22 protein-coding genes are annotated in these 24,528 nt (G+C 72.5%); 8 read left to right on the top strand and 14 right to left on the bottom strand.

Going from position 1 to position 24,528, the window contains the following annotated elements; all coding sequences use genetic code 11:
* Window positions 1-141: 141 nt before the first annotated feature.
* Both ACWCPF_RS41535 and ACWCPF_RS41530 read right to left on the bottom strand, forming a co-directional pair.
* Window positions 142-909: an ArsR/SmtB family transcription factor gene (locus tag ACWCPF_RS41535; RefSeq protein WP_451050335.1), complete on the bottom strand. Its 768-nt coding sequence runs from the start codon at window positions 907-909 to the stop codon at window positions 142-144.
* Window positions 910-1,115: 206 nt separating this feature from the next.
* Window positions 1,116-2,549, bottom strand: coding sequence for a hydrolase (locus ACWCPF_RS41530; RefSeq protein WP_451050333.1), 1,434 nt, complete (start codon window positions 2,547-2,549; stop codon window positions 1,116-1,118).
* A gap of 231 nt (window positions 2,550-2,780) precedes the next feature.
* On the opposite strand from ACWCPF_RS41530, the gene ACWCPF_RS41525 reads away from it, so the two are divergent.
* Window positions 2,781-3,044, top strand: coding sequence for a GlsB/YeaQ/YmgE family stress response membrane protein (locus tag ACWCPF_RS41525; protein ID WP_451050332.1), 264 nt, complete (start codon window positions 2,781-2,783; stop codon window positions 3,042-3,044).
* A gap of 158 nt (window positions 3,045-3,202) precedes the next feature.
* On the opposite strand, the gene ACWCPF_RS41520 is transcribed toward ACWCPF_RS41525, so the two are convergent.
* Window positions 3,203-3,979, bottom strand: a complete 777-nt coding sequence (locus tag ACWCPF_RS41520; protein WP_451050331.1) for a GNAT family N-acetyltransferase — start codon at window positions 3,977-3,979, stop codon at window positions 3,203-3,205.
* A 41-nt stretch (window positions 3,980-4,020) separates the two neighbouring features.
* Window positions 4,021-4,386, bottom strand: a complete 366-nt coding sequence (locus ACWCPF_RS41515; RefSeq protein WP_451050334.1) for a MerR family transcriptional regulator — start codon at window positions 4,384-4,386, stop codon at window positions 4,021-4,023.
* A 192-nt stretch (window positions 4,387-4,578) separates the two neighbouring features.
* On the opposite strand from ACWCPF_RS41515, the gene ACWCPF_RS41510 reads away from it, so the two are divergent.
* Window positions 4,579-5,769, top strand: a complete 1,191-nt coding sequence (locus ACWCPF_RS41510) for an MFS transporter (RefSeq protein ID WP_451050330.1) — start codon at window positions 4,579-4,581, stop codon at window positions 5,767-5,769.
* 73 nt (window positions 5,770-5,842) lie between these two features.
* Here the strand turns inward: ACWCPF_RS41510 and ACWCPF_RS41505 are convergent, their stop codons facing one another.
* Window positions 5,843-6,568, bottom strand: coding sequence for a chaplin (locus tag ACWCPF_RS41505; RefSeq protein ID WP_451050329.1), 726 nt, complete (start codon window positions 6,566-6,568; stop codon window positions 5,843-5,845).
* Window positions 6,569-6,810: 242 nt separating this feature from the next.
* Between ACWCPF_RS41505 and ACWCPF_RS41500 the strand changes: the two genes are divergently transcribed.
* Complete coding sequence (locus tag ACWCPF_RS41500) at window positions 6,811-8,475, top strand: alpha/beta hydrolase (RefSeq protein WP_451050328.1); 1,665 nt, start codon at window positions 6,811-6,813, stop codon at window positions 8,473-8,475.
* A complete protein-coding gene (locus ACWCPF_RS41495; protein WP_451050327.1) occupies window positions 8,476-9,939 on the top strand; it encodes a glutamate synthase-related protein in 1,464 nt (487 codons plus the stop codon).
* Between the two features lie 21 nt (window positions 9,940-9,960).
* On the opposite strand, the gene ACWCPF_RS41490 is transcribed toward ACWCPF_RS41495, so the two are convergent.
* On the bottom strand, window positions 9,961-10,740 hold the full coding sequence (locus ACWCPF_RS41490) for an alpha/beta fold hydrolase (RefSeq protein ID WP_451050326.1): 780 nt from the start codon (window positions 10,738-10,740) through the stop codon (window positions 9,961-9,963).
* Window positions 10,741-10,871: 131 nt separating this feature from the next.
* Between ACWCPF_RS41490 and ACWCPF_RS41485 the strand changes: the two genes are divergently transcribed.
* The gene (locus ACWCPF_RS41485; protein ID WP_451050325.1) at window positions 10,872-11,966 is read left to right on the top strand and encodes a baeRF3 domain-containing protein; all 1,095 of its coding nucleotides are present in this window, start codon (window positions 10,872-10,874) and stop codon (window positions 11,964-11,966) included.
* A gap of 28 nt (window positions 11,967-11,994) precedes the next feature.
* On the opposite strand, the gene ACWCPF_RS41480 is transcribed toward ACWCPF_RS41485, so the two are convergent.
* Window positions 11,995-12,408: an SsgA family sporulation/cell division regulator gene (locus tag ACWCPF_RS41480; RefSeq protein WP_451050324.1), complete on the bottom strand. Its 414-nt coding sequence runs from the start codon at window positions 12,406-12,408 to the stop codon at window positions 11,995-11,997.
* Window positions 12,409-12,759: 351 nt separating this feature from the next.
* Between ACWCPF_RS41480 and ACWCPF_RS41475 the strand changes: the two genes are divergently transcribed.
* On the top strand, window positions 12,760-14,142 hold the full coding sequence (locus ACWCPF_RS41475) for a PP2C family protein-serine/threonine phosphatase (protein ID WP_451050323.1): 1,383 nt from the start codon (window positions 12,760-12,762) through the stop codon (window positions 14,140-14,142).
* Between the two features lie 17 nt (window positions 14,143-14,159).
* Here the strand turns inward: ACWCPF_RS41475 and ACWCPF_RS41470 are convergent, their stop codons facing one another.
* Window positions 14,160-15,662: a DNA-binding protein NsdB gene (locus tag ACWCPF_RS41470; RefSeq protein WP_451050322.1), complete on the bottom strand. Its 1,503-nt coding sequence runs from the start codon at window positions 15,660-15,662 to the stop codon at window positions 14,160-14,162.
* 232 nt (window positions 15,663-15,894) lie between these two features.
* Here ACWCPF_RS41470 and ACWCPF_RS41465 point away from each other — a divergent pair, with 232 nt between their 5' ends.
* Complete coding sequence (locus ACWCPF_RS41465; protein ID WP_451050321.1) at window positions 15,895-17,034, top strand: aminoglycoside phosphotransferase family protein; 1,140 nt, start codon at window positions 15,895-15,897, stop codon at window positions 17,032-17,034.
* 181 nt (window positions 17,035-17,215) lie between these two features.
* Entirely contained in the window at window positions 17,216-19,189 is a 1,974-nt protein-coding gene (locus ACWCPF_RS41460) for an N-acetylmuramoyl-L-alanine amidase (protein WP_451050320.1), read from the top strand.
* Between the two features lie 7 nt (window positions 19,190-19,196).
* Here ACWCPF_RS41460 and ACWCPF_RS41455 read toward each other — a convergent pair whose 3' ends face one another.
* From ACWCPF_RS41455 to ACWCPF_RS41430, 6 genes are all read right to left on the bottom strand, one after another.
* A complete protein-coding gene (locus ACWCPF_RS41455) occupies window positions 19,197-19,694 on the bottom strand; it encodes a hypothetical protein (protein ID WP_351909869.1) in 498 nt (165 codons plus the stop codon).
* 269 nt (window positions 19,695-19,963) lie between these two features.
* Window positions 19,964-20,845, bottom strand: a complete 882-nt coding sequence (locus tag ACWCPF_RS41450; RefSeq protein WP_451050319.1) for a universal stress protein — start codon at window positions 20,843-20,845, stop codon at window positions 19,964-19,966.
* 126 nt (window positions 20,846-20,971) lie between these two features.
* The gene (locus ACWCPF_RS41445) at window positions 20,972-21,214 is read right to left on the bottom strand and encodes a DUF397 domain-containing protein (RefSeq protein WP_079657699.1); all 243 of its coding nucleotides are present in this window, start codon (window positions 21,212-21,214) and stop codon (window positions 20,972-20,974) included.
* A gap of 95 nt (window positions 21,215-21,309) precedes the next feature.
* On the bottom strand, window positions 21,310-22,476 hold the full coding sequence (locus ACWCPF_RS41440) for a thiolase domain-containing protein (RefSeq protein WP_451050318.1): 1,167 nt from the start codon (window positions 22,474-22,476) through the stop codon (window positions 21,310-21,312).
* Window positions 22,473-23,543 carry a thiolase domain-containing protein gene (locus ACWCPF_RS41435; RefSeq protein WP_451050317.1) on the bottom strand — a complete coding sequence of 357 codons (1,071 nt, stop codon included), beginning with the start codon at window positions 23,541-23,543 and terminating at the stop codon, window positions 22,473-22,475. The genes ACWCPF_RS41440 and ACWCPF_RS41435 overlap by 4 nt, the downstream gene beginning before the upstream one ends.
* On the bottom strand, window positions 23,540-24,484 hold the full coding sequence (locus ACWCPF_RS41430; RefSeq protein WP_451050316.1) for a Zn-ribbon domain-containing OB-fold protein: 945 nt from the start codon (window positions 24,482-24,484) through the stop codon (window positions 23,540-23,542). The genes ACWCPF_RS41435 and ACWCPF_RS41430 overlap by 4 nt, the downstream gene beginning before the upstream one ends.
* Window positions 24,485-24,528: the final 44 nt, after the last annotated feature.

Below are 24,528 nucleotides of genomic sequence, written 5' to 3'. Positions count from 1 at the left end.
CAGCGGCTCACCCGTGACCAGTGCGAGGGGCTGCCGCTCGCCGGGAGCCCGAGTGGCGGGCTGCGGCTCCCCGCTGCCCAGGGCAGCGAGCTGGGCCCGGCCGTCTTCGCACAACGCTCTGCCGAGTCCTGTCGCGCCGGCTCAGCGGGCCGGCATCAGCCACGGCTCCTGGGGCAGGGTCCGGCCCGTCTCCAGGAGGGACTTGAGGTTGGACAGGACCGCGGGCCAGCCGAGCGACACATCGGCGAGTGCGCCCTCGTCGAGGAGATCCTCGTGGGTCACGGTGAGGCGGACGATGTCGCCGTGCGGCCGGATGTCGAAGGTGACCCGGGAGTGCCGGTCCGGCCGGCCCTCCTCGTCGGGCGCGGCCCAGGTGGTGACCAGCCGGGTCGGAGGCTCGCTCTCGACGACCGCGCCGACGACGTCCGCGATGCCGCTGCCGTCCGTGCGGACGTGTTCCCAGCGGGAGCCGGGCCGCCAGTCGGAGACGTTGCTGTGGCCCCAGTAGGCGGCGGTCAGGTCGGCGTCGGTGAGCGCTTCCCAGACCTGCTCCGGCGTGCTGGCGATGTAGGTGACATAGACGAAGGTGGGCTTGTCGGTCATGGCTTCCTCGGCTCGTCGTCTGACGTCGGAGAGCACGCGCAGCCGCGGGCGCTCGAACTTGTCGATCCACCGCTCCTGGATCTCGTGGAGCGGGACCGGATTGAGGTAGTGCAGCTTCTCCCGCCCCCGCCGCACCGTCACGACCAGCTGCGCGGCCTCCAGGACGGCCAGGTGCTGGGTCACGGACTGGCGCGCCATGTCGATGTGCGCGCAGAGCTCGCCCAGGGTCTGGCCGTTGCGCTCGTGCAGCCGGTCGAGAAGCCGTCTGCGCGTGTCGTCCGCCAGCGCCCTGAAGGCCTTGTCCATGCCCGGGTCCGCCTCCGGGTCGTCTTCCGATCGCACACTCAACGTTATGCAGGTGATTACCTGCATGTCAACCGATGACCTCGACGGCCTCGACGGCCTCGACGCCCGCGGTGACCCGGGGGGGGTGACAGCCGTGCGCCCGCCGGCACCGCTGGGGGGAGCGGTGACGGCGGGCGCACAGTGATCGACTTCGAGCGGCGCGGGGGTCAGCTCACGTTGAGCGCCGTGTCGTCGATGACGAACGACGTCTGGAGGACGGACCCTTCGACGCCGGTGAACGTGATCGTGGACGTGGTGCCCGCCAGGGAGGCGAGGCTGAAGCTCTTCAGGGCGTATCCGCTGGCCGCGTTGAGGTTGGAGTAGGTGGCCAGGGTGGTGGATCCGGCGGTGACCGTGAGTTTGTCGTACGCGGTGCTGGTGGTGGTCTCGGCCGTGTCGATGTGCAGGTAGAAGCTGAGCGTGGCGGTGGTGCAGCCGCTCGGGATGGTCACCGTCTGGGACAGCGTGTCGGTGTGGGCGGAGCCGTAGCCGTCGAGCCAGGCCTTGTACGAGCCGGTGCGGGCCGCCTGGCTGCTGGAGTTGGTGATGACGCCGCTGGTGGCGGTCCAGGTGGTGTTGCCGGACTCGAAGCCCTGGTTGCCCAGCAGTTGGGCGGCGGTGCAGGTGCCGTCGCCGGGGTCGTCCCCGCCGCCGTCGTCGTCACTGCCGCCGGCCAGCCACTCGGTGGCGTTGAGGGCGAGGGCCGCGTTGGTGGCGCCGGAGTCGTTCCAGCCGTCGTAGAGGGTGTTGCCGGACTGGCCGGTGTCGTCGTCGATGGGCGAACTGTCGCCCCAGAAGGCGACGCGGCCGCTGCCGAAGGTGCTGGTGGCGAAGAAGGCGCCGGTGTTGCCCGAGTAACCGGTGCGGTAGAGCAGGCCCTTGACGCTGGAGTTGTCGGCGGGCTTGAGGGTGGCCGTCGTGCCGCTGGCGATGAGGCTCTTGGTGACGGTGCCGAAGGAGCCGTGCAGCACGGGATCGCTGCTGTCGCTGATGGCGCTCGGGTAGTCGGAGCCGATGCTCAGCGAGTCGATGGAGAAGCCGAACGGGTCGGTGGAGTCGACGCTGTTGTTGGTCATCAGGTCGTTGAGGATCTCGACCGCGTCCTCGCCGTCGTTGTTGCGGTCGGCGCCGGTGTGGTCGGAGACCATGAACAGACCGCCGCCGCCCTTCACGAAGTTCATGATCGCCGTCTTCTCGGCGGTGGTGAACAGCGTGTTGGGCTCCGGCAGGACCAGCGTGTCGAAGTTCGCCAGGTCGGTCGTCGACGAGCCGCCGTAGGTGAGGGCGCTGGTGGCGGTCTTGAGGCTGTAGTCGCCGGTCTGCTGGAGGGCGACGCCCCAGGAGGAGATGGCGCCGGTCCAGTCGCTCTCGGAGGACGGCGAGGAGTCCTCCCCGAGCGGGTCGGGCTGGCTGGTGGAGATGATCCAGTCCGCGTTGCCGGCCGTCTCGGCGTGGCCGTTGTCGAACAGGATGCGGTGGGGGGTGGCCGCTTCTGCGGGCGTTGCGCTGGTGGAGACCTGGAGGGCCGCTCCGGTGACGAGCAGCCCGAGGCCGGCCAGGAGGGTGGGGACCTTGCGGCGGGATCTCTGTGATCCGAGCATCCGGCGAACCTCCGTGGGGAAGGGGGGACACGAGGCGGGTGCGGGCGCCAAATCTGCGCGCGTAGACCTTGCGTCGAAGGGTTCTACACGCGTGGAACGATTGAAAGGTACCTGACATTACCGGTCGGTGAACATACCGGCGGCGGTCAGCCGCGAAGCGGAACGGACTGCCCCACCGTCCAGCGGGCACAAGCACTGCAACGGCGTCTCGCCAGGAAACGGAGGGCGGAGATGGAGATCGACGGCCTGATCAGTGCCATCTTCATCGGCATCATCATCGGCGTACTGGGGCGGCTCGTCGTCCCGGGCCGCCAGCGCATCGGCGTGCTGTGGACCATCGCCGTCGGCATCGTGGCGGCGCTGATCGGTTCGGCGCTCGCGGCAGGCATCGGCGTGGGCGACACCAAGGGCCCCGACTGGATCGAGTGGCTCATCCAGATCGGCCTCGCCGCCGTCGGCGTCGCGGCCCTGGACCGATCGAAGGGCCGCCACTGACGGACGAAACACCGGCTGCGCTGAGCGGGTCGGGCGAAGTCGGCTGCGGTGCGGCAACGCCCTGAAGGGGCGCGGGGAACTGCGCGACCAGCCACGACGGCGCCGCAGCGGCACGACGGCACGGCGCGGCACCCCCAGCGGAGCGCTCAGCGGAGCGCTCAGCGTGCGTACACGTACGGCGTCGTCGTGCTGACCGCGGCGAAGCCGAGGCGTTCCAGGATGGGGCGGCTCTGGGACGAGGCGTCGACCTGGAGATAGCGGTAGCCGCGCTCGGAGGCGATTCGGGCGCGGTGGGCGACCAGGGCGCGGTAGACGCCGCGGCCGCGCCAGCCCTCGACGGTGCCGCCGCCCCACAGACCGGCGAACCGCACTCCGGGGATCAGCTCCATCCGCGCGGAGCTCACCGGCACGTCCCCGGCCATCGCGAGGAGGGCGACGAGCGCGTCGGGGTCGTCGGCGAGCCGGGCGAGCAGGAGTCTGCGCAGCCAGGATCCGTCGTGACCGAAGGCCTTCTCGTTCGCCTCCACCATGAGCTCGACGCCCGCCCGGTCGGTGACCGGGACGATGCGGACGCCGTCGGGCGGTGCGACGTCGACGAGCTGCTCGCTCGTCTCGCCGATCATCAGGGTCTCCTCGGCGTCGGCCGTGAAACCGGCCGCCGTGAGGCGTTCGCCGAGGTCGGCGGGGCTGTCGTGGCCGTACAGCTTCCACTCGAACTCGTGGCCGAGCCCGGTGAAGCAGGCGATCTGGGCCGCGATCGCCGCGTCGGCCCCGGCAGAGTCCAGGTCGGACCACAGGACGCCGCTCCAGCCGCCGTCGCCGCCGATGTGCCGGACCACGCCCCCGGTCCGCTCGACGCGGGCGTCGAAGCTCTCGGGACGCGCACCTTCGCGCATGTCCCGGTCGTACAGGGCGAGTACCGCAGCATGATCCATACCGCCCAGTCCAGCACCTCGGCGCGGCCGCCACAACGCAATTACCGCGCTGTCACCGCGGCCAGATAGGCGCTCAGCCGGTCGCGGTTGCGGGCCAGGCAGTCGATCCGGGCCTGGATGCGGTCGATGTGCCCCGCCAGGAGGGCGGCGGTCTCGGGTGTCAGGTGCTGCGCGGGCAGGACGATCTCCTCGGGCCCGGACAGGAACGGCAGGATCGCCCGGATCATCTCGGTGGTGAGGCCGGAGTCGAGCAGTCCGCGGATCTGCTGGACGTCCCGGACGGCCGCCTCGCCGTAGTCGCGGTAGCCGTTCTCGCCACGGTCGGGGTGGAGCAGGTCCTGCTCCTCGTATTGACGCCCTCTCCTGCCCGAGGGCAGAAGATTCCGGTCCGCACCTCTTCGAGGCACCACCACGGGTTCCTGTTTCACGGGCCACTGCCGACCGGTGAGGGTCGGTCTTACACGGCCTCCGCAGGCCTGACTTCCCGCCCGTCCGGCGGTAGGTCCCACAACTCCGTTGTGGGACAAGGCGATCTTAGCCATGCTACGGCGGCCCTCCGGGCCACTACCGGCAGGATGCCTGTACCTCCACCCTGAAGGGTGGAGGTACAGGGCGAGTGTTCGATACCGCAGCAGCCGGGGGCGGACGCCGGTGCAGCGCGAGAGGTCGCCGATCTTCATGCCGCACTCCGAACGCTGCTGCCCCGCATGGCGCCGGCGCTCGGCGTGTCCGAGGCGCGGGTGGGCTTTCTGGTCACGGGGTACGCGGCGGCCTCGTTCGCGGCGGCGATCCCGATGACCGCCCTGCTGCGCGGCCTGCCGCGCCGGCCGGTCCTCCTCGGCGCCCTGCTGGGCTTCGCGCTGAGCAACGCGGTGGTCGCGCTGTCGTCCTCGTACGGCGTCACCTTCGCGGCGCGGCTGGCGGCCGGTGTCATGGGCGGCACGCTGTGGGCGATGCTCGCCGGGTACGCGGCCCGGATGGCGCCGGCCGAGCGGCGCGGCCGGGCGATCGCCGTCGTGCTGGCCGGCATCACGCTCGCGCTCGCGCTGGGCGTGCCGGCCGGGACCGCGCTGGCCGGAGCGGTGGGCTGGCGTGCGGCGTTCGGCCTGCTGGCCGGGCTGGCGGTGCTGCTGACGGGCTGGGTGCGGTGGCGGGTCCCGGCCTTCCCCGGCGAGACGCGGGGCGAGCGGGTGTCGCTCGCCGGGGTGGCCGCGCTGCCGGGGCTCCCCGTGATCCTGTCCGTCACGCTGTTCCTGCTGCTGGGCCATCAGGTGATGTACACCTACATCACCCCGTTCACGGAGCAGGCGGGATTCGGGCGCACGGATGTGGTGCTGCTGGTGTTCGGGGCGTCCACGGTGGCCGGGATCTGGGGGACGGGCCTGGTCGTCGACCGATGGCCGCGTGCCACGCTGCTCGGCGCGCTCGGGCTCTGCGCGGCGGTCATGCTCGCGCTCGGCCGCTTCCCGGACGTGCCCGCCGTGCTGCCGGTGTCGGTCGCCCTGTGGGGCGTGGCCTTCGGCGGGGCGCCGACCCTCATCCAGACCGCGCTGGTGCACGCCTCGGGACCCGCCGCCTCGGACGTGGCGACGTCGCTGCAGACCACGGTGTACAACGCGGGCATCGCGGGCGGCTCACTGGCCGGAGGCGTCGTGCTGGAAAGGTGGGGCGCGGCGGCGCTTCCCTGGGCGGCGTTTCCGCTGGTCGCGCTGGCTCTGACGGCGGTCGCGGCGGGCCGTCGGCACGCGTTTCCGGCGGTCCCGAGCGGCCGACGGTCCCACGACGGCTGAGCCCGCGACCGCAGGCCCCCGGTGCGAAGGGGGCCTGCGGGGGGGCTGGTCCTCCCGACGGGACGGGAGCGGCTCAGCGCTCCGTGCGTGGGCGGAACCTCCGGTAGAGGGCCGCGCCGCCGAGCATCATGGCCGTGCTGCCGAGGAGCGCGGGCAGCGTGGCGTCGGCTCCCGTGTGGGCGAGCGAGCCCACGGCGTCGGGCGCCGCGGCCTGGGCCGCCAGGGCCGGGGCCTGCGGGTTGGCCTTCGGACCCGGGCCCTGCGGCTCCGCGGGCGGGTGGTGCCGGACCGGCGGCTCGGGCTCGGAGGGCTCCCCCGGCCCGGCGGGGTCGACGGGCTCCTCGTCGGGCTTCTCGGGCTTCCCGGGCTTCCCGGGCTTCCCGGGCTTCCCGGGCTTCTCGGGTTTCTCGCCCGAGACGTTGACGGCCTCGTTGCCGAGCGCCGGGTTCGCGATGCCGACGACGTTCACGCTGTTGCCGCTGACGTTCACCGGGAGCTGGACCGGCAGCTGGAGCCCGTTGCCGGAGACGACGCCCGGGGAGCCCTGGGCGCCGCCCTGCGCGGTGGCGCCGCCGTCGGAGGTCGCGCCGTGCGCCCCGGGAGCCGCGGCCCGGCCCACGTTGGCGCAGGTGTTGCCCGCGGTGGGGTTCAGCACGCCCACCACGTTCACCGTGTTCCCGCACAGGTTCACCGGGAGGTGCACCGGCAGCTGGACACCGTTGCCGGAGATCAGCCCGGGCGAGCCTGCCGCGGTGCCGTTCGCCGCCGAGTCGGCGTGTGCGGGCAGTGTCACAGCCATCGCGCCGGAGACTGCGGCGACGGCCAGTACACCGGTTCGGGTAACCCGTCTCATGGGGCCCTGCCTTCCAGACATGAATCGCGGGCACTCGCCCGCATCCGTTAGAACGCCGACGAACCATCCGGGTTATGCCAGAACGCCCTTTCGCACCGTTCTGTCGCCCGGAGGCGGGTGACGGGCAGGCCGCTTATCGTGATCGAGGGCGCCGCCGCGGACCGCTGCAGGCGTCCCTGGAGGCGCTGATGCTGGCCAAGCTGTGGGCGCGGCCGGGGCTGCGACGCTACGCGCTCGCCCTGACCGCCGCACTGACCCTGCTGGGCGCGGGCCTGCCGACGGCCGCCGCGAGCGGCGACGGCGACGCGGACGACCGGCCGGATCTGTCCCGGTTCTACGGTCAGAAGATCGTGTGGTCGGCCTGCAAGGGCGAGGGCATGCCCGAGGACCTCCAGTGCGCCAAGCTGACGGTCCCGGTCGACTACGCCCACCCCAGGAGGGGCACGCTGGACCTCGCGCTGGCGCGCTATCGGGCCACCGGCGACAAGCGGGGCTCGGTGGTGCTCAACTTCGGCGGTCCCGGCGGCCCGGGCGTCCCCGAACTCGCCTACGGCGGCAAGCAGTTCATGGACCTCACCGACGGCTACGACGTGGTGACCTTCGATCCCCGGGGTGTCGGCCGTTCCTCCCCCGTCAGCTGCGGGGACGGCGAGGAGAGCGGGTTGGCCTCGCTGGACGACGACTCGGCGCTCTCCGATCCCCGGGCGCTCCTGGCCCAGTTGAAAGAGGCGGCCGCCGACTGCACCGAGCACTCCGGTCCGGTCCTGCCGCACATAGGCACCGTCGACGCGGCCCGGGACCTGGACGTGCTGCGGCAGGCGCTGCGCGACAAGAAGCTCAACTATCTCGGCTTCTCGTACGGCAGCCGGCTCGGCGCGGTCTACGCCGCCCAGTTCCCCGGCAAGGTGGGCCGGGTGGTCCTGGACGGCGTCGACACGCTGACGGAGCCGCTCACCGAGCAGGGGCTCGTGGGCGCCCGGGGGCAGCAGGTGGCCCTGGACGACTTCGTCGGCTGGTGCGTGAAGGACATCGCCTGTCCGTTCGGGCAGGATCCGCGCGTGGCCCGCCAGGAGGTCGTACGGCTCGTCCGCTCGCTCGACGAGGATCCGCTGCCGACCGACTTCGGCGGCGACTTCACCGGCCAGGACCTCGTCGGCGCCCTCGGGCAGGGGCTGTACAGCAGGGAGTTGTGGCCTCTGCTGGAACGGGCGCTGGCCCAGTTGGTGGAGAGCGGCGACGCCGGCGGGGTGCTCGGTTTCGTGGGCGGCGGCCTCGCCCACCCCCTACCCTTCTCCCTGCGGACATCCTCACTGCCGACATCCTCACTGCCGACATCCTCACCGCGGACCTCGCTGCGCGACGAGCCCTCCCCAGGCGCGCTGGTCGACGCGGAGGACGTCCCGCTCGACAACCTGCCCGCCGCGCTGATGGCGATCAACTGCGCGGACGACCCGGACCGCCCCACCGCCGGGCAGATCACCGCGGACCTGCGGCGACTGCGCGCCGCCTACGACAAGGCGTCACCGGTCTTCGGGCAGTACCGCCTCACCGAGGTCCTGATGTGCTACGGCCGTCCCAGGGGCACCGACTACATCCGCGACGAGGTGAAGGACCTCGACTCCCCGAAGATGCTCCTGGTCGGCACCCGCGGCGACCCGGCGACTCCGTACCGCTGGACCGAGGAGACGGCGAAGCGGCTCGGCTCCTCGGCCGTGGTGCTCGACAACAAGGCCGAGGGCCACACCGGGTACGGGTCGTCCAAGTGCGTGCACCGCAAGGTCGACGACTTCCTGCTGTACGGCTCCCTCCCGCCGAGCGGCAGTTCGTGCGGGCCCGAAGAGGACGACGGCTGAGTGCGCCGCTTCCTGCCGCTGCTGCTCGTCGCCCTCGCCGCGGCCGCGGCGACGGCCGCCGCGTGCGCCCTGTCGGCCCGGTGGTGGCTCGCGGCCGGGCCGCTGCTGGCGCTGGCCTGTCTGGGCGGCCGGGACCTGCTCCAGCGCAGTCGCTCCATCCCGCGCAACTACCCGCTTCTCACGCATCTGCGCCCTCGGACGGTACGGACCCGGGACACCGAAACAGTGGGGGAAGAGGCGGACGAGTTCCTGGTGCCGTCGCTGCGCCCGGTCGAGCCGGCCGAGGAGCCGCCGGTGGTGCGGGTGGGCGGGCCCGACTGCCGCCTGCCGTACGACATGGCGCTGCTGAACGTGTCCGCGATGAGCTTCGGAGCGCTGTCGCCGCAGGCGGTCCTCGCCCTCAACCGGGGTGCGGCGCTGGGCCGTTTCGCGCAGGACACCGGGGAGGGCGGACTGTCCGAGTACCACCTGCGGGGCGGCGGCGACCTCGTCTGGGAGATCGGGTCGGGATACTTCGGCTGCCGCCGCCCCGACGGCGGTTTCGACGCACGGGAGTTCGCCGACAAGGCGGCCCTGCCCGAGGTGAAGTGCGTGTCGGTGAAGCTGTCCCAGGGGGCGGCCCCCGGCAGCGGCGGAGTGCTGCCGGGGGCGAAGGTGAGCGCCGAGGTCGCGCGGGAGCGAAGGGTTCCGCAGGGCGTTCCGGTGGTGTCGCCGCCCTGCCACCGGGAGTTCTCCACGCCGCGGGAGCTGGTGCTCTTCCTGGCCCGGCTGCGCGAGGCCGCGGGCGGCAAGCCGACCGGGTTGAAGCTGTGCGTGGGGTCGCGGCGGGAGTTCCTCGCCCTGTGCCGGGCGATGGCGGCGGAGGGGGTGACACCCGACTTCGTGATCGTGGACGGCTCGGAGGGCGGCACGGGTTCCGGCCCGGCACGGTCCGCCGGACGGCTCGGCATGCCGCTCACCCAGGGGCTGATCACCGTGCACAACGCGCTGGTCGGCGTCGGGCTGCGGGACCGGGTGCGGATCGGGGCGAGCGGCCGGGTGGCCACGGGCGCGGACATCGTCAGACGGCTCGCGCAGGGCGCCGACTACACGAACGCGGCCCGCGCGATGATGCTCGCCCTCGGCTGCGTCCGGGCCCGGCGCTGCCACACCGGCGCCTGCCCGGCCGGCGTCGCGACGCAGGACCCGCTGCGGGCACGCGCGCTGAACGTCGCCGACAAGGCGCGACGGGTGCGGCACTACCAGCGCGAGACGGTCCGCGACGCCGTCCGGATCATGGCCGCGATGGGCGTGCGCGAGCCCGGCGAGCTCACCCCCGCCCAGCTGCTCCGCAGAACCGGGCCGGGCCCGCTGCGCTCGTACGAGGAGCTGTACGACTGGCTGGCGCCGGGCGAACTCCTCGCCGGGCCGCCGCAGTCCTGGGCGGCGGACTGGAAGGCGGCGACCCCGGACGACTTCGGCTGAGCACCGGGCGCGAGGCGGCTGTCACGCCTTGACGGTCACGAACGCGTCGATCGCCGCGGTCAGTTCGGCCGGCTTCTCGACGGGGAGTTCATGGCCGGCGTCGAGGATGCGGACGACCGCGTCCGGATAGGCCTTGGCCATGCGGAGCATCTGCCGCACCGGGAGCTGGATGTCGTGGTAGCCGTGGATCATCAGGGTCGGGGCCTGGATCTCCCCGACCCGGTCCAGGACGTCGAAGGCCCGCATGGCGCCGTACAGCGTCATGACCACCTCGCGCGGGGTGTCCGCGGAGGCCTCGACGTACGCGCGGATCTCGTCGCGGGGGTGGCCGGGCGCGAAGGCCCGCTGGATGTTGGCGGCGACGAACAGCTTGAACGGGACGAGGGTGGAGGCCCCCATCAGCAGGCCCCGGCCCCGGCTGTAGGTCATCCGGGCGATGGAGTTCACCAGCACCATGCGCTCGACCCGCTCGGGGTGGGAGAGGGCGACGGTCTGCGCGATCATCCCGCCCATGGAGTGGCCGACGAGCACGAACCGCTCGATCTCCAGGTGGTCGAGGAGCGCGAGGAGGTCACCCGCCAGTTCCGCGACCGTCTTCACCCCCGCCCCGCTGCTCTCGCCGTGCCCGCGCAGGTCGAGGCGGATCACCCGGCGCCGCTCGGCGAAGTGCGCCGTCTGGTGGTCCCAGCGCCGTCGGTTCGCGGTCCAGCCGTGCACGAACACCAGGGGCACGCCGTCGCCGTCGCGCGGGCCCTCGTCGTCGTAGGTCAGTGCTGCGCCGTCGACTTCGAGCTGCGGCATGCGTGCCTCCTGCGATGCTGTCCCGGTTACTGACGCGTACGGTAACCGGCGGCGGGGGTCGGCGTCACCGTCGTCCGACGAGAGAAATCCCCGGCGATGCCCTGGGGACGAATCGGACCTATCGTGCTCATATGGAGTACGCACTCAGCCCCGCGACCCTCGCCGAACTGCGCCGCCCGCGCCCCTATCCCGCAGTGTCCGTGCTGACGCCGACCCATCGCCGCGAACCCGAGAACACCCAGGACCGGGTCCGGCTGCGCAATGTCGTGGCCGAGGCCAAGAAGCAGCTGGACGCCGACCCGGCGGTGACCCGCGAGCGGCGCGCCGACGTCGCCGCTCAGCTCGACCGCGCGCTCGCCGAGATCGACCTGACGCACACCGAGGACGGTCTGGTCATCTACGCGGCCCCGGGCGAGCACCAGGTGTGGTCCCTGGCCCGCGCCGTCCCCGAACGCGTCGTCTTCTCCGACACCTTCCTGACCCGCAACCTGGTCTCCGCCCAGGCGTCGGAACGGCCGTTCTGGGTGCTGTCGGTCTCCGCCGACCGCGTCACGCTGTGGAACGGCGGCGCCGACCGGGTCGTCGAGGCGGACAACGGCGGCTTCCCGCTGGCCAGGAGCCGGGAGAACTTCGACGCCGAGCGCCGGGAGCGGATCGGCGATCTGCCCAGCACCTTCCGCGACGAGGACACCCGCCACTTCCTGCGCGAGGCCGACTTCGCGATGAGCCGGCTGCTGCGCCTGGCCCCACGGCCGCTGTACGTCACCGGCGAGCGCGCGGCGCTGTCGGCCCTCGACGAGCTGGGCACCGTCACCAGGGCGGCCGTGCACATCCCGCACGGCGGGCTGTCGCACGGCACGCCGGACGCGGTGTGGCAGGCGGTGCGCCCGATGGTCGCCGCCGAGGCGGTCAGGAGCGTGGACACGGTCAGCCGGGCGCTGGAATCGGCGCTCGGCCGCAAGGAGTTCGCGGCCGGCGTCGACGAGGTCTGGCAGAGCGCCCGGGAGGGCCGGATCCGGCTGCTGGCCGTCGAGGAGAACTACCGCGTCACGGTCCGCGACGACGGCGACCACCTCGTCCCGGCCCGGAGCGGCGACCTCGACGCCCGCGAGGACATCGTGGACGAGATCGTCGAGCAGTGCCTGGAGACGCGGGCCGACGTGCGCTTCGTGCCCGACGGCGCCTTGGCCGACGCCGACGGGATCGCGGGGGTCCTGCGGTACTGACCAACCCCTCGACCCGGCGGCGCGGCGCTCAGACGTTGCCGAGCAGCGCCTGCAGCCCCTGGTCGACCGCAGCGCCGACGTCCTCCGTGCCCGCGGCGACCACCGCGTAGCTGCGCAGCAGGAAACGGCGCAGGGCGCCGCTGTCGAACTGGAGCAGGGCCATCCCGAGCGGGGAGTGGAACTCCATCACCGTACGGTCCGGCCCGCAGGGCCAGATGTGCACGTCTCCGCTCCCGGCCGGGTCGCTCACGCCCTGCTCCAGCAGGGCACGGGCGAAGGTCCAGGTGACCGCCTCGCCGGCGAGGGAGACCTCCGAGGGGAAGTCGACGTGCACGGCGAAGGGGTCGGTGGCGTCGTAGCGGAGCGTGGCGGGCACGGGCAGCTCCTGGTCGTCCGCGGTGATCAAGCTGGCGCGGACGGGTTGTTCAAGAGTGATGTCCATGCATGTACGACCTCATAGAGGCGCTTCGCATTACGCGAAACCGGGATCGAATTCGTGTGACCTGCATCACATGGGTAGACCTATAGAACATAAAGCCGTAGAACGCGAGCCCGACAGTCACCTCGCCCCCCTCAGGAGTCCCTCAAGTCACGTACGTCACCTACGACTTGACCCCTTCCCGGCACTCTCCGCCCACCCCTCACCGGCCCTCCGTGAGGACGCTGGCATATGCCGGAAGCATCACCGAATCGTGTGTTGCCAAATCCCTTACAGGGTGTCGCGGGCTGTGCAACAGTCGTAACCGGCCCTTGCGTCAGCCTTCGTCGTACCGTTCCCGCATCGGAGTGCGTCATGCCGCCCCATGTCTCTGCGGACCGCTCAGCCGCCCAGCCGCCCGGGCGCGGCTCGGTCGACGCGCTGATCACCCAGACACGACGGCTCAAGGGCGAGATGGACGCGGTGCGCCGGCACGCGCAGGACGACGGAACGGACCCGCAGGGCCGCTGGCAGCGCGCGCTCTACGACCTCGCGCTGCACCAACTCGACGACCTCGACGCGCACTTGGCCCAGCTGCGGGACGGCCCGCCGCCGGTGCCCGCCGCCGCGCCCGCGACCGCCCGGCGCGAGTCGCTGCTCAGCCGGGTCGGCAGCGCCGAATGGAACCTGCTGACGGACGAGGCCGTGTGGTCCGAGGAGCTCTACCGGATCCTCGGCCGCGACCCCGCCGCTCCCCCGCTCACCCTCGACGAACTGCCCTCCCTCGTCCTCGACGAGGACCGGCCGAAGCTCACCGCGATGGTCACGGACTGCCTGATCGACGCCCGGCCCATCGACGGGGAGTTCCGCGTCGTGCGCCCGGACGGCGAACCGCGCACCGTGCACATGATGGGCGAGCCCGTGCTCGACGCCGAGGGCGGCACCGCCTCGATGTGGGCGGTCCTGCGGGATGTGAGCGAGGTCCGCCGCGGCCAGCGCACCGTGCGCGAGAGCGGTGACTCGCTCCAGCGCCAGCGCCACCGCGCGCAGACCGAGCACCGGCTCGCGGTCGAACTGCAGGAGGCCGTCCTGCCGCCGTGGCGCGGCTCCGTGCGCCTGCCGCACCAGGGCCCCCGCTCGCTCGACCTCGCCGCCCGCTACCTGCCCGCCGCGACGACCTCGCTGATCGGCGGCGACTGGTACGACGCCCTCGAACTCTCCGACGGCCAGACGCTGCTCAGCGTCGGCGACCTCACCGGACACGGCCCGGCCGTCACCTCGACCACGGCGATGATGCTGGGGGCCCTGCGCGGCATGGCCATGGCGGGCACCCGGCCCGCCCAGCTGATGTCCTGGCTCAACCAGTTACTGGACGCCGCCGTCCAGCCGGCCCTCGGCAGCGCCGTCTGCTGCCGCTACCGGCCGGACACCCGCACCCTGACCTGGGCGCAGGCCGGACACCCCGCCCCGCTGCTGTTCCGCGACGGGACGGGGCGCCGGCTCACCGCACCGGAGGGCGTGCTCCTCGGAGCCACCGCACACGCCGCGTACGGACAGGCCGAGGAGACCCTCGAAGAAGGCGATCTGCTCCTGCTGCACACTGACGGACTGGCGCCCGCCGAACGGCTCCTCGCCCTGGCCCCCCGGCTGGACGGTCCGCGCAGCGCACAGGACTGCATACGGATCGTCCTGGAGGAATGCGACCAGGCCGAACGTGCCGACGACGCCTGCGTGCTCGTCGCCCGGGTCACCCGGTGAGTCTCACGGCGTGAGCCTCACGTCTGGGCGCTCTGGCCCGACCTGCCCCCCTTCTGCTTCGGCAGGGCCAGCATGATCTCCTCGCGCAGCTCGCTGATCCTCGGATAGTCGGCGTACTCCGCGGTGAGCCGGTACATCTGGCTCAGCCGGTCCCAGGTGCGCCGGGAGGAGTTCGACCCCATCGACATCAGGGCCAACCGGGCGAACCGGTCCGCCTGTTCGGGGTCGTCCGCGATGAAGCAGGCGGACGCCATGGACAGATGGTCGAAGATCTTCGACCGCTCGCGCCCGTCGACGCGCAGCGCCAGGGCCCTCTCCGCATAGTGCTGGGCGTGCACGGCGGCCTGCGGGTCGAACTCGGCCAGCGTGCGGTAGGCCAGGGCCTGCATGCCGTACAGGTCCTCGTCCCGGAAGGTCTGCATCCAGGACGGCGGCGTCACATCGCCCTTGTCGGAGACGAACAGCTCCTCCGCCCGACCGAGGGTGCGGCGCATGGCCTGTCCCTTGCCCATCGAGGCCTGCGCCCAGGCCTCGATGGTGTGGAACATCGCCCGGGTGCGCGGCAGCACGTTGTCACCGGCTCCCGACTGGGCGAGCTTCATCAGATCGAGGGCCTCGTCCGGCCGGCCGAGGTGGACCATCTGACGGGCCGCCCGGGAGAGCGCCTCGCCGGCCCGCGGCCGGTCACCGCCCTCGCGCGCGGCATGGGCGGCGATGACGAAGTACTTCTGGGCCGTGGGCTCCAGACCGATGTCGTGCGACATCCAGCCGGCGAGAACGGCGAGGTTGGCCGCGACGCCCCACAGGCGCCGCTGGAGATGGGTGGGGTGGTGGTAGGAGAGGATGCCGCCCACTTCGTTGAGCTGTCCCACGACGGCCTTGCGTTGCAGCCCGCCCCCGCGGGCCGCGTCCCAGGCTCGGAACACCTCGACCGAGCGCTCGAGTTCGTCGACCTCCTCCGTTCCGATGGGAGCCGCCTCGTAGCGGTCGAGCCCAGCGGGGTCGGCATGATGGAGGTGGGGATGGTCGATGACGGTAGCGTCGGCGGAGAGGGTGGGGTCGGTGTGGAGCCACTCGTACATGGCACTGCTGAGAGCTGATCCCGCGGCGAGCGCGGCACCCGCGCCCACCAAGCCGCGTCGGTTGAGCATGAGGTCCATTCCCGTGAATTCGGTGAGGACCGCAGCAGTCCGTTCGGGCGCCCACGGCACACCGTCGGGATGTTCGACATTCCCGCCGCCGGGCCGTTTCCCTGTACGCCCGTGCCGGACCAGACCGAGGTCCTCGATGGTCACGACACGGCCGAGACGCTCGGTGAACAGAGCCGCCAGCACCCGCGGCACCGGATCGCGCGGGATCTCTCCCGTGTCGATCCACCGCCGCACCCGGGAGGTGTCGGTCGACAGTTGGGGGTGGCCCATGGCCGCCGCCTGCCGGTTGACCAGCCTCGCGAGTTCACCCTTGGACCAGCCGGCCAGGCCGAACAGATCCGAGAGACGGGTGTTGGGTTGTCCGCTCACGTCAAGCCCCCAGGTTCTCGGCTGAGTTGACAGTAGCCCCGGGACAGTTGCCGGGCGACTATTCGCCAGGGTTCGCCAGGGTTCGCCAGATGGTGTGCCACTGGACGATGGGTGTCAGGTAGGAAAGCGCCACCCCGACCCGGTCACCGAGGGACACTCCCCAGGGTGCACCCGGGTGGACCGGTCGGGGCAGCGTTCTGACGTCCGGCACACGAAGGGATCTGTTTCTCCCATGTACGCAGCATCGTCCTCCGTGTCCGCCCCGCCCCGGTCGCTGCACTCCCGCCCGGGCGGCGGCGGCCCCTACCTCGACCCCGCGCGGTCGGCGGGCCCCGCGCTCGGCGCGGGTCTGACCCGACGCCCGGCGGGGATCGGCACGCAACCGCTCAGCGGAAGACTCGACCTGTCCGGCCCTCAGGGCGCCCAGCTGCGCACGGCGATCGCCTCGGTGCACCGGATCTGCCCGGAGTTCGCCCCGGTCCAGGTCCTGCGCCGCAACGGCCGCTCGGTACTCCTGGTCGGCACGACAGGACGCAGTACGGCCGTCGCCAAGTGTTTACTGGACCACTCCCCCGGATGGGCGGAGCGGGTCCGGCACGAAATAGCCGCGTACCGCACGTTCGTCCGGCACCGCCCCCCGGTGCGGGCGCCGAGACTGATCGCGGCGGACCCGGACAACTGCACACTGGTGATCGAGCGGATGCCGGGGCGCGTGGCGGCACTCCAGCGGCACCCCACCGAGGCCCCGCCGCGGGCGGACGTGCGGGCGGCGCTCGGCGCGATCTGCCGGCTCAACGCCTGGCGGCCCCCGGCGGGAACGTTCGACGCGCCGCTCGACTACGCCGCCCGGATCTCCCGCTACCACGAGCTGGGTCTGCTCACCGACCGGGACCTCGGCGACCTCCAGAAGCTGCTGCACGGCATCGCGGCCACCGCGGGTCGGCAGGGCATGGGCCAGTTCTGCCACGGCGACGCCCTCCTGTCGAACATCCTTCTCTCACCGGCCGGTCCAGTGCTGGTGGATTGGGAGCACGCAGGCTGGTATCTCCCGGGGTACGACCTGGCGACGCTGTGGTCGGCGCTGGGCGACGCACCGGTGGCGCGCCGTCAGATCAGCCAGATCGCCCAGTCGGCGGGCCCGGCCTCACGGGACGCCTTCCTGGTGAACCTGATGCTGGTCCTCACCCGGGAGATCCGCACCTACGAGACGGCCGTGCAGCGTTCGATGCACGACACGACCCCGACGGCCCCGGGGGCGGCCCACCCGGGCGCCGCGCCGTCCGGCGAGGAACAGCGCCTGCTGCTGCGGCGGCTGCACGACGACTGCCAGCTCGCCCGACGGGCGGTGCGCGCGGCGGTCGGCACTCGCTGAGGGGTGGAGGTCCGCGGTGCGCCCGAACGAACAGGGCGCACCGCGGACCTTCGTATGTGCGAAGGCTTCGTATGTTCGAGGCTTCGTGGGTTCACAGGCGGTGTCTTGACGAGGGAAATCGCAGGCATATGAGCATGATTGACGGGTTATCGTCCCGCCGGCTCGTCCCCAGGAGACCGCCTTGCGAAAACCCGTCATTCCCTCCGGATTCCCCGGACCTGTCCGCAGAGCCGCAGGCGCCCTGGCGTCGGCGGCTCTGCTGCTCCCGCTGCTCGGGGCGGCGTCGCCGGCCGAAGCGACCGGCTCCGCTGCCCGGGCGGGCGGCCTTCAGCGGGCCTTCGCCGCCGCGGCCGCCGAGTACCACGTGCCGCAGAGCGTCCTCCTGGGCGTCTCCTACCTCCAGTCCCGCTGGGACGCGCACGGCGGAGCGCCGAGCGTGACCGGCGGCTACGGCCCGATGCACCTCACCGACGCCCGGACCGCGCTGGCCGCCGCCTCGCACCGCAGCCAGGGCACGGAGGACGCCCGGGGCGACTCCGCCCGCCCGGCCCCGCATCCGCCCGCGGGCCTGAGACCTCCGTCGAACGACCGGCTCCCGGCCCGCCTGAAGACCCTGCCGAGGGCGGCCGAACTGACCGGGCTGAGCGCCGCGGACCTGCGCACGGACCCCGCCGCCAACATCGCGGGCGGCGCCGCGCTCCTCGCCGCCGCCCAGCAGCGGCTGGGCGAGCCCCTGAGCGCCGACCCGGCGGACTGGTACGGCGCGGTCGCCGGCTTCCCGGGCACGGAGGACAGCGGGACGGCCGCCGCCTACGCCGACGACGTCTTCGCTGTGCTGCGCACCGGGGAGCGGCGCACCACGGACGCCGGTGAGACGGTCGCCCTGGCCGCGCAGCCGGACCTGGCGCCGCGCCGGGCCCAACTGCGCAAGGCCGGTCTGCGCACGCTCTCCGCGGCGGGCACCGAATGCCCGACGACGGTGTCCTGCGAGTGGATCGCGGCGCCGTACCAGGAGTTCGGCGACAACGACTACGGCAACCACGACGTCGCCGACCGGCCGGCCTCGCCGGGCATCGAGTACATCGTCGTCCACGACACCGAGGGCGGCTGGGCCGGAGTGCTCACCATGGTCCAGGACCCCACCTACGTGTCCTGGAACTACTCGCTGCGCGCGACCGACGGCCATGTCGCCCAGCATGTGAAGGCGAAGGACGTGGCCTGGCACTCGGGCAACTGGTACGTCAACGCCAAGTCGATCGGTCTGGAGCACGAGGGGTTCCTCACCTCCCCGGACGCCTGGTACACGGAGGCGATGTACCGGTCGTCGGCGCGCCTGGTGGCGTATCTGGCCGAGAAGTACGCCGTCCCGCTGGACCGGCAGCACATCCTGGGGCATGACAACGTGCCCGGCCCGACGGCCGCGGCCGTCTCCGGGATGCACACCGACCCGGGCCCGTACTGGGACTGGCGGCACTACTTCGAGCTGATGGAGCGGCCCTTCGCGGCGACGGCCGGCAGCAGCGGCGTCGGCGGCGTGGTCACGATCCTGCCGGACTACATCGCCAACAAGCCGGTGTACACCGACTGCGGCGGGAAGGGCCTGCCGTGCGCGGCTCACGGTTCCGGCGCGGTGCGGCTGTACTCCGATCATGACGAGAAGTCCGCGCTGGTCAAGGACGTCGGCCAGGGTTCGGGCCCGACCGCCGGGGTGAACGACATCTCCGCGCGGGCGTCGACCGGCCAGCAGTACGCGGTCGCCGGCCAGTGGGGTGACTGGACGGCGATCTGGTACCTCGGTCAGAAGGCCTGGTTCAAGAACCCGGCGGCGCAGCCGGCGGCCGTCCCGGCGACCGGGCGGACGGTGACCCCGAAGGACGGCCGCGACAGCGTTCCGCTGTACGGCCGCGCCTACCCCGAGGCGGCGGCCTACCCGGCGGGGGTGCCGGTCCAGGCGGTGTCGGCGCTGCAGTACACCCTGCCGAAGGGCCAGAAGTACGTGGTCGGGGACCAGGTGCCGGGCGAGTACTACTACGCGACGACCTTCGCCACCGGATCGCACCGGACCGTCGTCGGCAAGGACATGTACTACGAGATCCAGTACGGCCACCGGGTGGCGTTCGTGCGGGCGGCGGACGTCGAGCTGACCTCGTCCTAGCCGGACTTCAGCCCTGCTGGAACAGTTCCGCCGGGAGCGGCTTCAGCAGGGCGTAGAGGTCGTCGGTGATGGGGCGGTCCCAGGCGGCGATGGTCACCAGGACGTTGTCGCTGCGGTCGAACTGCACGCAGGAGATCCGCCCCTCGGAGAGCTTCAGCCGGCGCACGATCAGCAGGTTGTCGCCCTGCATCACGGGCATGTCCTCGGTGCCGACGACGGTCACCTCCTCGTCGTTCTCCAGCGCGAGCAGCAGCTGGGCGACCTCGAAGGGGACCTCGCCCTCGTCCACCTCGCGGGCCGGGGAGCCCTCGGGCAGATTGCCGATGATCATCGCGGGGCCGCGGCCGCCGAAGAGGTCGTAGCGCAGGAAAACGCCCTGGCAGCTGCCGTCGGGGGCGGGCAGCAGGCCGGCGCCCAGATTGCCGGGCCAGTCGCCCGGATCCATGGCCAGGACGTCGAAGTCGGGCCCGGCGGGGGTGGCGCTGCGGCGGCGGAGGAACGACATGCGGCAATGGTACGTGGTGCCGTTCGGCGATGTTCTCGGGTGCGGGGCGGATGTCGGCTGTCGGGTGCGGGTCCGTCTCGGCTGGTCGCGCAGTTCCCCGCGCCCCTGGGGTGGGGTCGGTGGGCGGCGTTGGTCGTGGGCGTCGGTGTCGGCCTCATGCGCGGTTCCTCGCGCCCCTTGGGTGGGGCGGGTGAGCGTTCGTGACTTGTGGGCGTCGGTGTCGGGCTCGTGCGCGGTTCCTCGCGCCCCTGTGGTGAGGGCGGTGGGTGTCAGACGACTGTTACCGGGCTTGTTGCGTGGAGGAGTACTGCGTGGGTCACCGAGCCGAGCATGCGGGCCGGGGTCAGGAGGCGGCGGCGGTGGCGGCCCACGACGAGCAGGTCGGCGTCCTCGGAGGCGGCGACGAGGAGGGCCGCCGCGTCGCCGGGGGCGGGGAGCGGGTCCGCGTGGACGCCGGGGTGGCGCTCGCGGTGCCGGGCGAGGAAGCCGTCCACGAGGGTGGCCGTCTCGTGCTCGACGGCGTCCTGGTCGTAGGGCGGGGTCGGCAGGTCGCCGGGGGCGGTCCAGGTCTGGATCGGCCAGGGGTAGGCGGCGATCACCTGGAGGCGCGCGCCGAGCAGGGCGGCCTCGGTGAAGGCCAGGTCGAGGGCCGTGTCGTCGGGGCTGTCCACCTTGAGGCCCACGACCACCCGGGGGCCGGGCTCGGCCGGCAGGACGATGTCGACCGTGCGGCCCGGTCGGGGCACGACCACGACCGGGCACTCGGCGTCCCGGGCCGCCGTCAGGCTGTTGGAGCCGAGCAGCAGGCTGGCGAAGCCGCCGCGGCCCCGGGAGCCGAGCACCAACAGCTGGGCCTCGGCGCCCAGTTCGGGCAGCAGCACGCCGGGCGCGCCGTCGAGGCCCACGTACTCGGGGCGGGGCCCGCCCTCGACCGCGGTCGGCCGGGCGCGGGCCTCGGCGAGCACCGGGTCGTCCTCCGGAGCGGCCGGTACGACCGCCGGGGTGCCCGGCGGCGTCCAGACGGCGTGGTGGCGTACGTGCGCCACGCGCAGCGGCGCTCCGCGGCGGTGGGCGGCTTCGCGGGCCCAGTCGAGGGCGCGCCAGCCGTCGTCGGAACCGTCGACCGCCGCGACGACCGGCAGCGTGCTCATGGTCCTCATCTCCTGGGACTCGGCCTTCGTCCTGCTGGAGCCAGCCTTGCCCAGGCGGGGCCCCAGGAGGGGGTACGAGGTCGCGTGTCCGGAAAACGAGGAGGAACACCCCCGGTTCGGCCGGTCTCAGGTCAGGTCGAACTCCCCTTCCCGCGCCCCTGACACGAACGCTCCCCATTCGGCGGGCGTGAAGATCAGGGAAGGGCTCTGGGGGCGACCGCTGTTGCGCATCGCGATGAATCCTTCGACGAAGGCGATCTGGACATCCCCCCGACCCTGGCTGCTGGACTGCCACTCGGCGTTGCTGAGGTCCAGCTCCGGCTTGTCCCAGCCCGTGAGCGGCTGCTGCTGGATGGTGCTCTCGGCCACGTCCGTGCTCCTCCCGGTTCGTCGTCCGCGGGTCAGCCTAGCGATCGGTTCCGGACGCGGACAGAGCACGTGAGAAGGACCTTTCGGGACCCCGTTCAGGACTCCGGGACCGCGGCTCCGACGAGCCACATGGAGAAGAACTGCGAGCCGCCGCCGTAGGCGTGCCCGAGGACCTTGCGGGCCCGCTCCACCTGGTGTTCCCCGGCCTGTCCGCGGACCTGGAGCGCGGCCTCGGCGAAGCGGATCATGCCGGATGCGCCGATGGGGTTGGTGGACAGGACGCCGCCGGACATGTTGACGGGGAGGTCGCCGTCGAGTTCCGTGACCCCGGCCTCGGTGAGCTTCCAGCCCTCGCCCTCGTCGGCGAAGCCGAGGTTCTCCAGCCACATGGGCTCGTACCAGGAGAACGGCACGTACATCTCGACGGCGTCGATGTCCCGGCGTGGGTCGGTGACGCCGGCCTGCCGGTAGACGTCGGCGGCGCAGTCCCGGCCGGCCCGCGGCGACACGGCGTCCTTGCCGGCGAAGAGGGTCGGTTCGCTGCGCATGGCGCCGCCGAGCATCCAGGCGGGCGGGCGGGGCGCGCGGGCGGCGCCGGCCCGGTCGGTGAGGATCATGGCGCAGGCCCCGTCGGAGGAGGGGCAGGTCTCCGAGTAGCGGATCGGGTCCCACAGCATGGGCGAGGCCTGGACCTTCTCCAGGGTGATGTCGTGCTCGTGGAGGTGGGCGTAGGGGTTCTTCAGCGCGTTGCGCCGGTCCTTGTAGGCGACCAGCGAGCCGACGGTGTCGGGCGCGCCGCTGCGCCGCATGTACGCGCGCACGTGCGGTGCGAAGAACCCGCCCGCCCCGGCGAGCAGCGGCTGCTGGAAGGGGATGGGCAGGGAGAGTCCCCACATGGCGTTGGACTCGGACTGCTTCTCGAAGGCGAGGGTCAGCACGGTGCCGTGGACGCGGGCCGCGACGAGGTTCGCGGCGACGAGCGCGGTGGAGCCGCCGACGGAGCCCGCCGTGTGCACGCGCAGCATCGGCTTGCCGACCGCGCCGAGCGCGTCGGCGAGGTACAGCTCGGGCATCATGACGCCCTCGAAGAAGTCGGGGGCCTTGCCGATGACGACGGCGTCGACGTCGGCCCAGGTCAGCTCGGCGTCGTCGAGGGCGCGCCGGGCGGCCTCCCGGACCAGTCCGGCGATCGAGACGTCCCGTCGGGCCGCGACGTGCTTGGTCTGGCCGATCCCGACGACGGCCACGGGCTCCTTGCTCATCGCGGTTCCCCTTCGAGTACGGCGACCAGGTTCTGCTGGAGACACGGGCCGGAGGTGGCGTGGGCGAGGGCGCGGTCGGACTCGCCGCGGTGGATGCGGGCGGCGGCCTCGCCGATGCGGATGAGGCCGGCGGCCATCATCGGGTTGGCGGCGAGGGCGCCGCCGGACAGGTTCACCCGCACGCTGTCGTCCAGCCGCAGCGCCTTGCGCAGGACGACCTCCTGCGCGGTGAACGGCGCGTGCAGCTCGGCGGTGTCGACGGGCCGGTCGAACGCGCCGGCCCGCTCGGCGGCGAGGCGGGTGGAGGGCGAGTCGGTGAGGTCGCGCACGCCGAGCGAGTGGGCCTCGATGCGGTGGTCGATGCCGCGGATCCAGGCGGGCCGGGAGCACAGTTCGCGGGCGCGTTCCCCGGCGGCGAGGATCACGGCGGCGGCGCCGTCGCCGACGGGCGGGCAGTCGCCGGTGCGCAGCGGTCGTACGGCGTAGTCGCCGTGGGGGACCGCACCGCGCAGCTGGGCGTGGGAGTTGAGGGTGGCGACCCGTCGGCTGCGCGTTCCGATCGCGGCGAGGGCGTTCTCGTCGGTGTCGCCGGCGTCGATGAGGGCCTGTGCCTGGAGCGCGGCGAGGGCGACGGAGTCCGGCCACAGGGGGGCGACGTAGTACGGGTCGAGCTGGCGGGTGAGGACGTCGCGTACGGAGCCGGGCGAGGACTTGCCGTAGGAGTAGACGAGCGCGGTGTCGGCGTCCCCGGCGAGCAGTTTGGTCCAGGCCTCGTAGAGCGCCCAGGCGCCGTCCATCTCGACATGGGACTCGGAGATGGGCGGCCAGGCGCCGACGCCGTCGAGGGCGAGGGTGAAGGAGAAGGCGCGGCCGGCGAGGTAGTCGCTGGAGCCGGAGCAGGTGAAGTCGATGTCGGCGGTCTTCAGGCCGGTCCGGTCCAGGACGCTGTGCAGGACCGGCATGAGCATCTCGACCTCGGAGAGCTCGTCGGTGGTGCGCAGGACGTCGGTCTGTGCGAAGGCCACCACCGCGATGTCGCGGAAGCCTGTGGGTTCCTCGCGGGTCACAGCAGCTCCTTGTAGACGTCGTAGTCGGCGTCGGGTTCGCCGGTGGGCCGGTAGTGGTCGGGGTAGCGGGCGCCCTCGGTCCACACGGGTTCGACGCGCAGGCCCATGCGGACCTGGTCGTAGGGGATGCCGCCGATGCGTCCGTGCAGCGCGAGGTCGGCGCCGTCGAGGGCGATGTGGGCGTAGACGTAGGGCACTTCGATGTCGAGGTTCTTCGCCTTGATGTTGACGATGCAGAAGGTGGTGACGGTCCCGCCCGGCCCGACCTCGACCTGCTCGGCGGTGGGGACGCCGCAGGTGGGGCAGGCGCCGCGCGGCGGCACGTACACCTTGCGGCAGGACGGGCAGCGTTCGCCGACGGTGCGCTGGGTGCCGAGCGCGGCGATGTAGGCGGACTGGGCGCGGCCGGGCGAGTAGGTGTAGTCGAGGCGGGCGTGGGCGACGATCCCGGTGACGCGCTCGCCCTCGAACTCGCCGCCGTGGCCCGACGGTCGGTCCGGTTCGCCGGTGTACGGCTCGAAGCAGGCGATGTCGGTGATGGCGCCGATGCGTTCCTCGGCCCAGCGGATCCGGACGCGCATTCCGGTGCGGACGGCGTCGGGGCCGGGGGCGTCGAGGGCGTGCAGCAGGGCGGTGTCGGCCCCGTCGAGGCGGACCAGGACCCAGGCGAAGGGGGTGTCGAGCGGCTGGCCGCGCCGGGGGGCGTGGTTCCAGGCCCAGGTGGTGACCGTGCCGGTGGCGGCGACCTCGACGAGCTCGCGGATCTCCTCGGCGGTGACGGGGTCGTACTCGACGGGCGGGACGAGGGTGCGGCCGTCTTCGGCCCGCACCCCGAGGACGACCCGCTCCCGCAGACCGGTGAGAAACGCGCTCTGCACGGGCCCGAGAGACCGGGTGAACGGAAACTCGACGACGAGCGGCGCTTTGAGAACGTCAGGCATCGTGGGGCTTGCCTCCTTGGGAGAACGGCGCGCCTCAAGGGGCG

The organism is Streptomyces sp. NPDC001858 (assembly GCF_053594615.1).
Note: the sequence above shows the minus strand (reverse complement) of the source record. Positions and strands in the feature narration are given on the sequence as shown.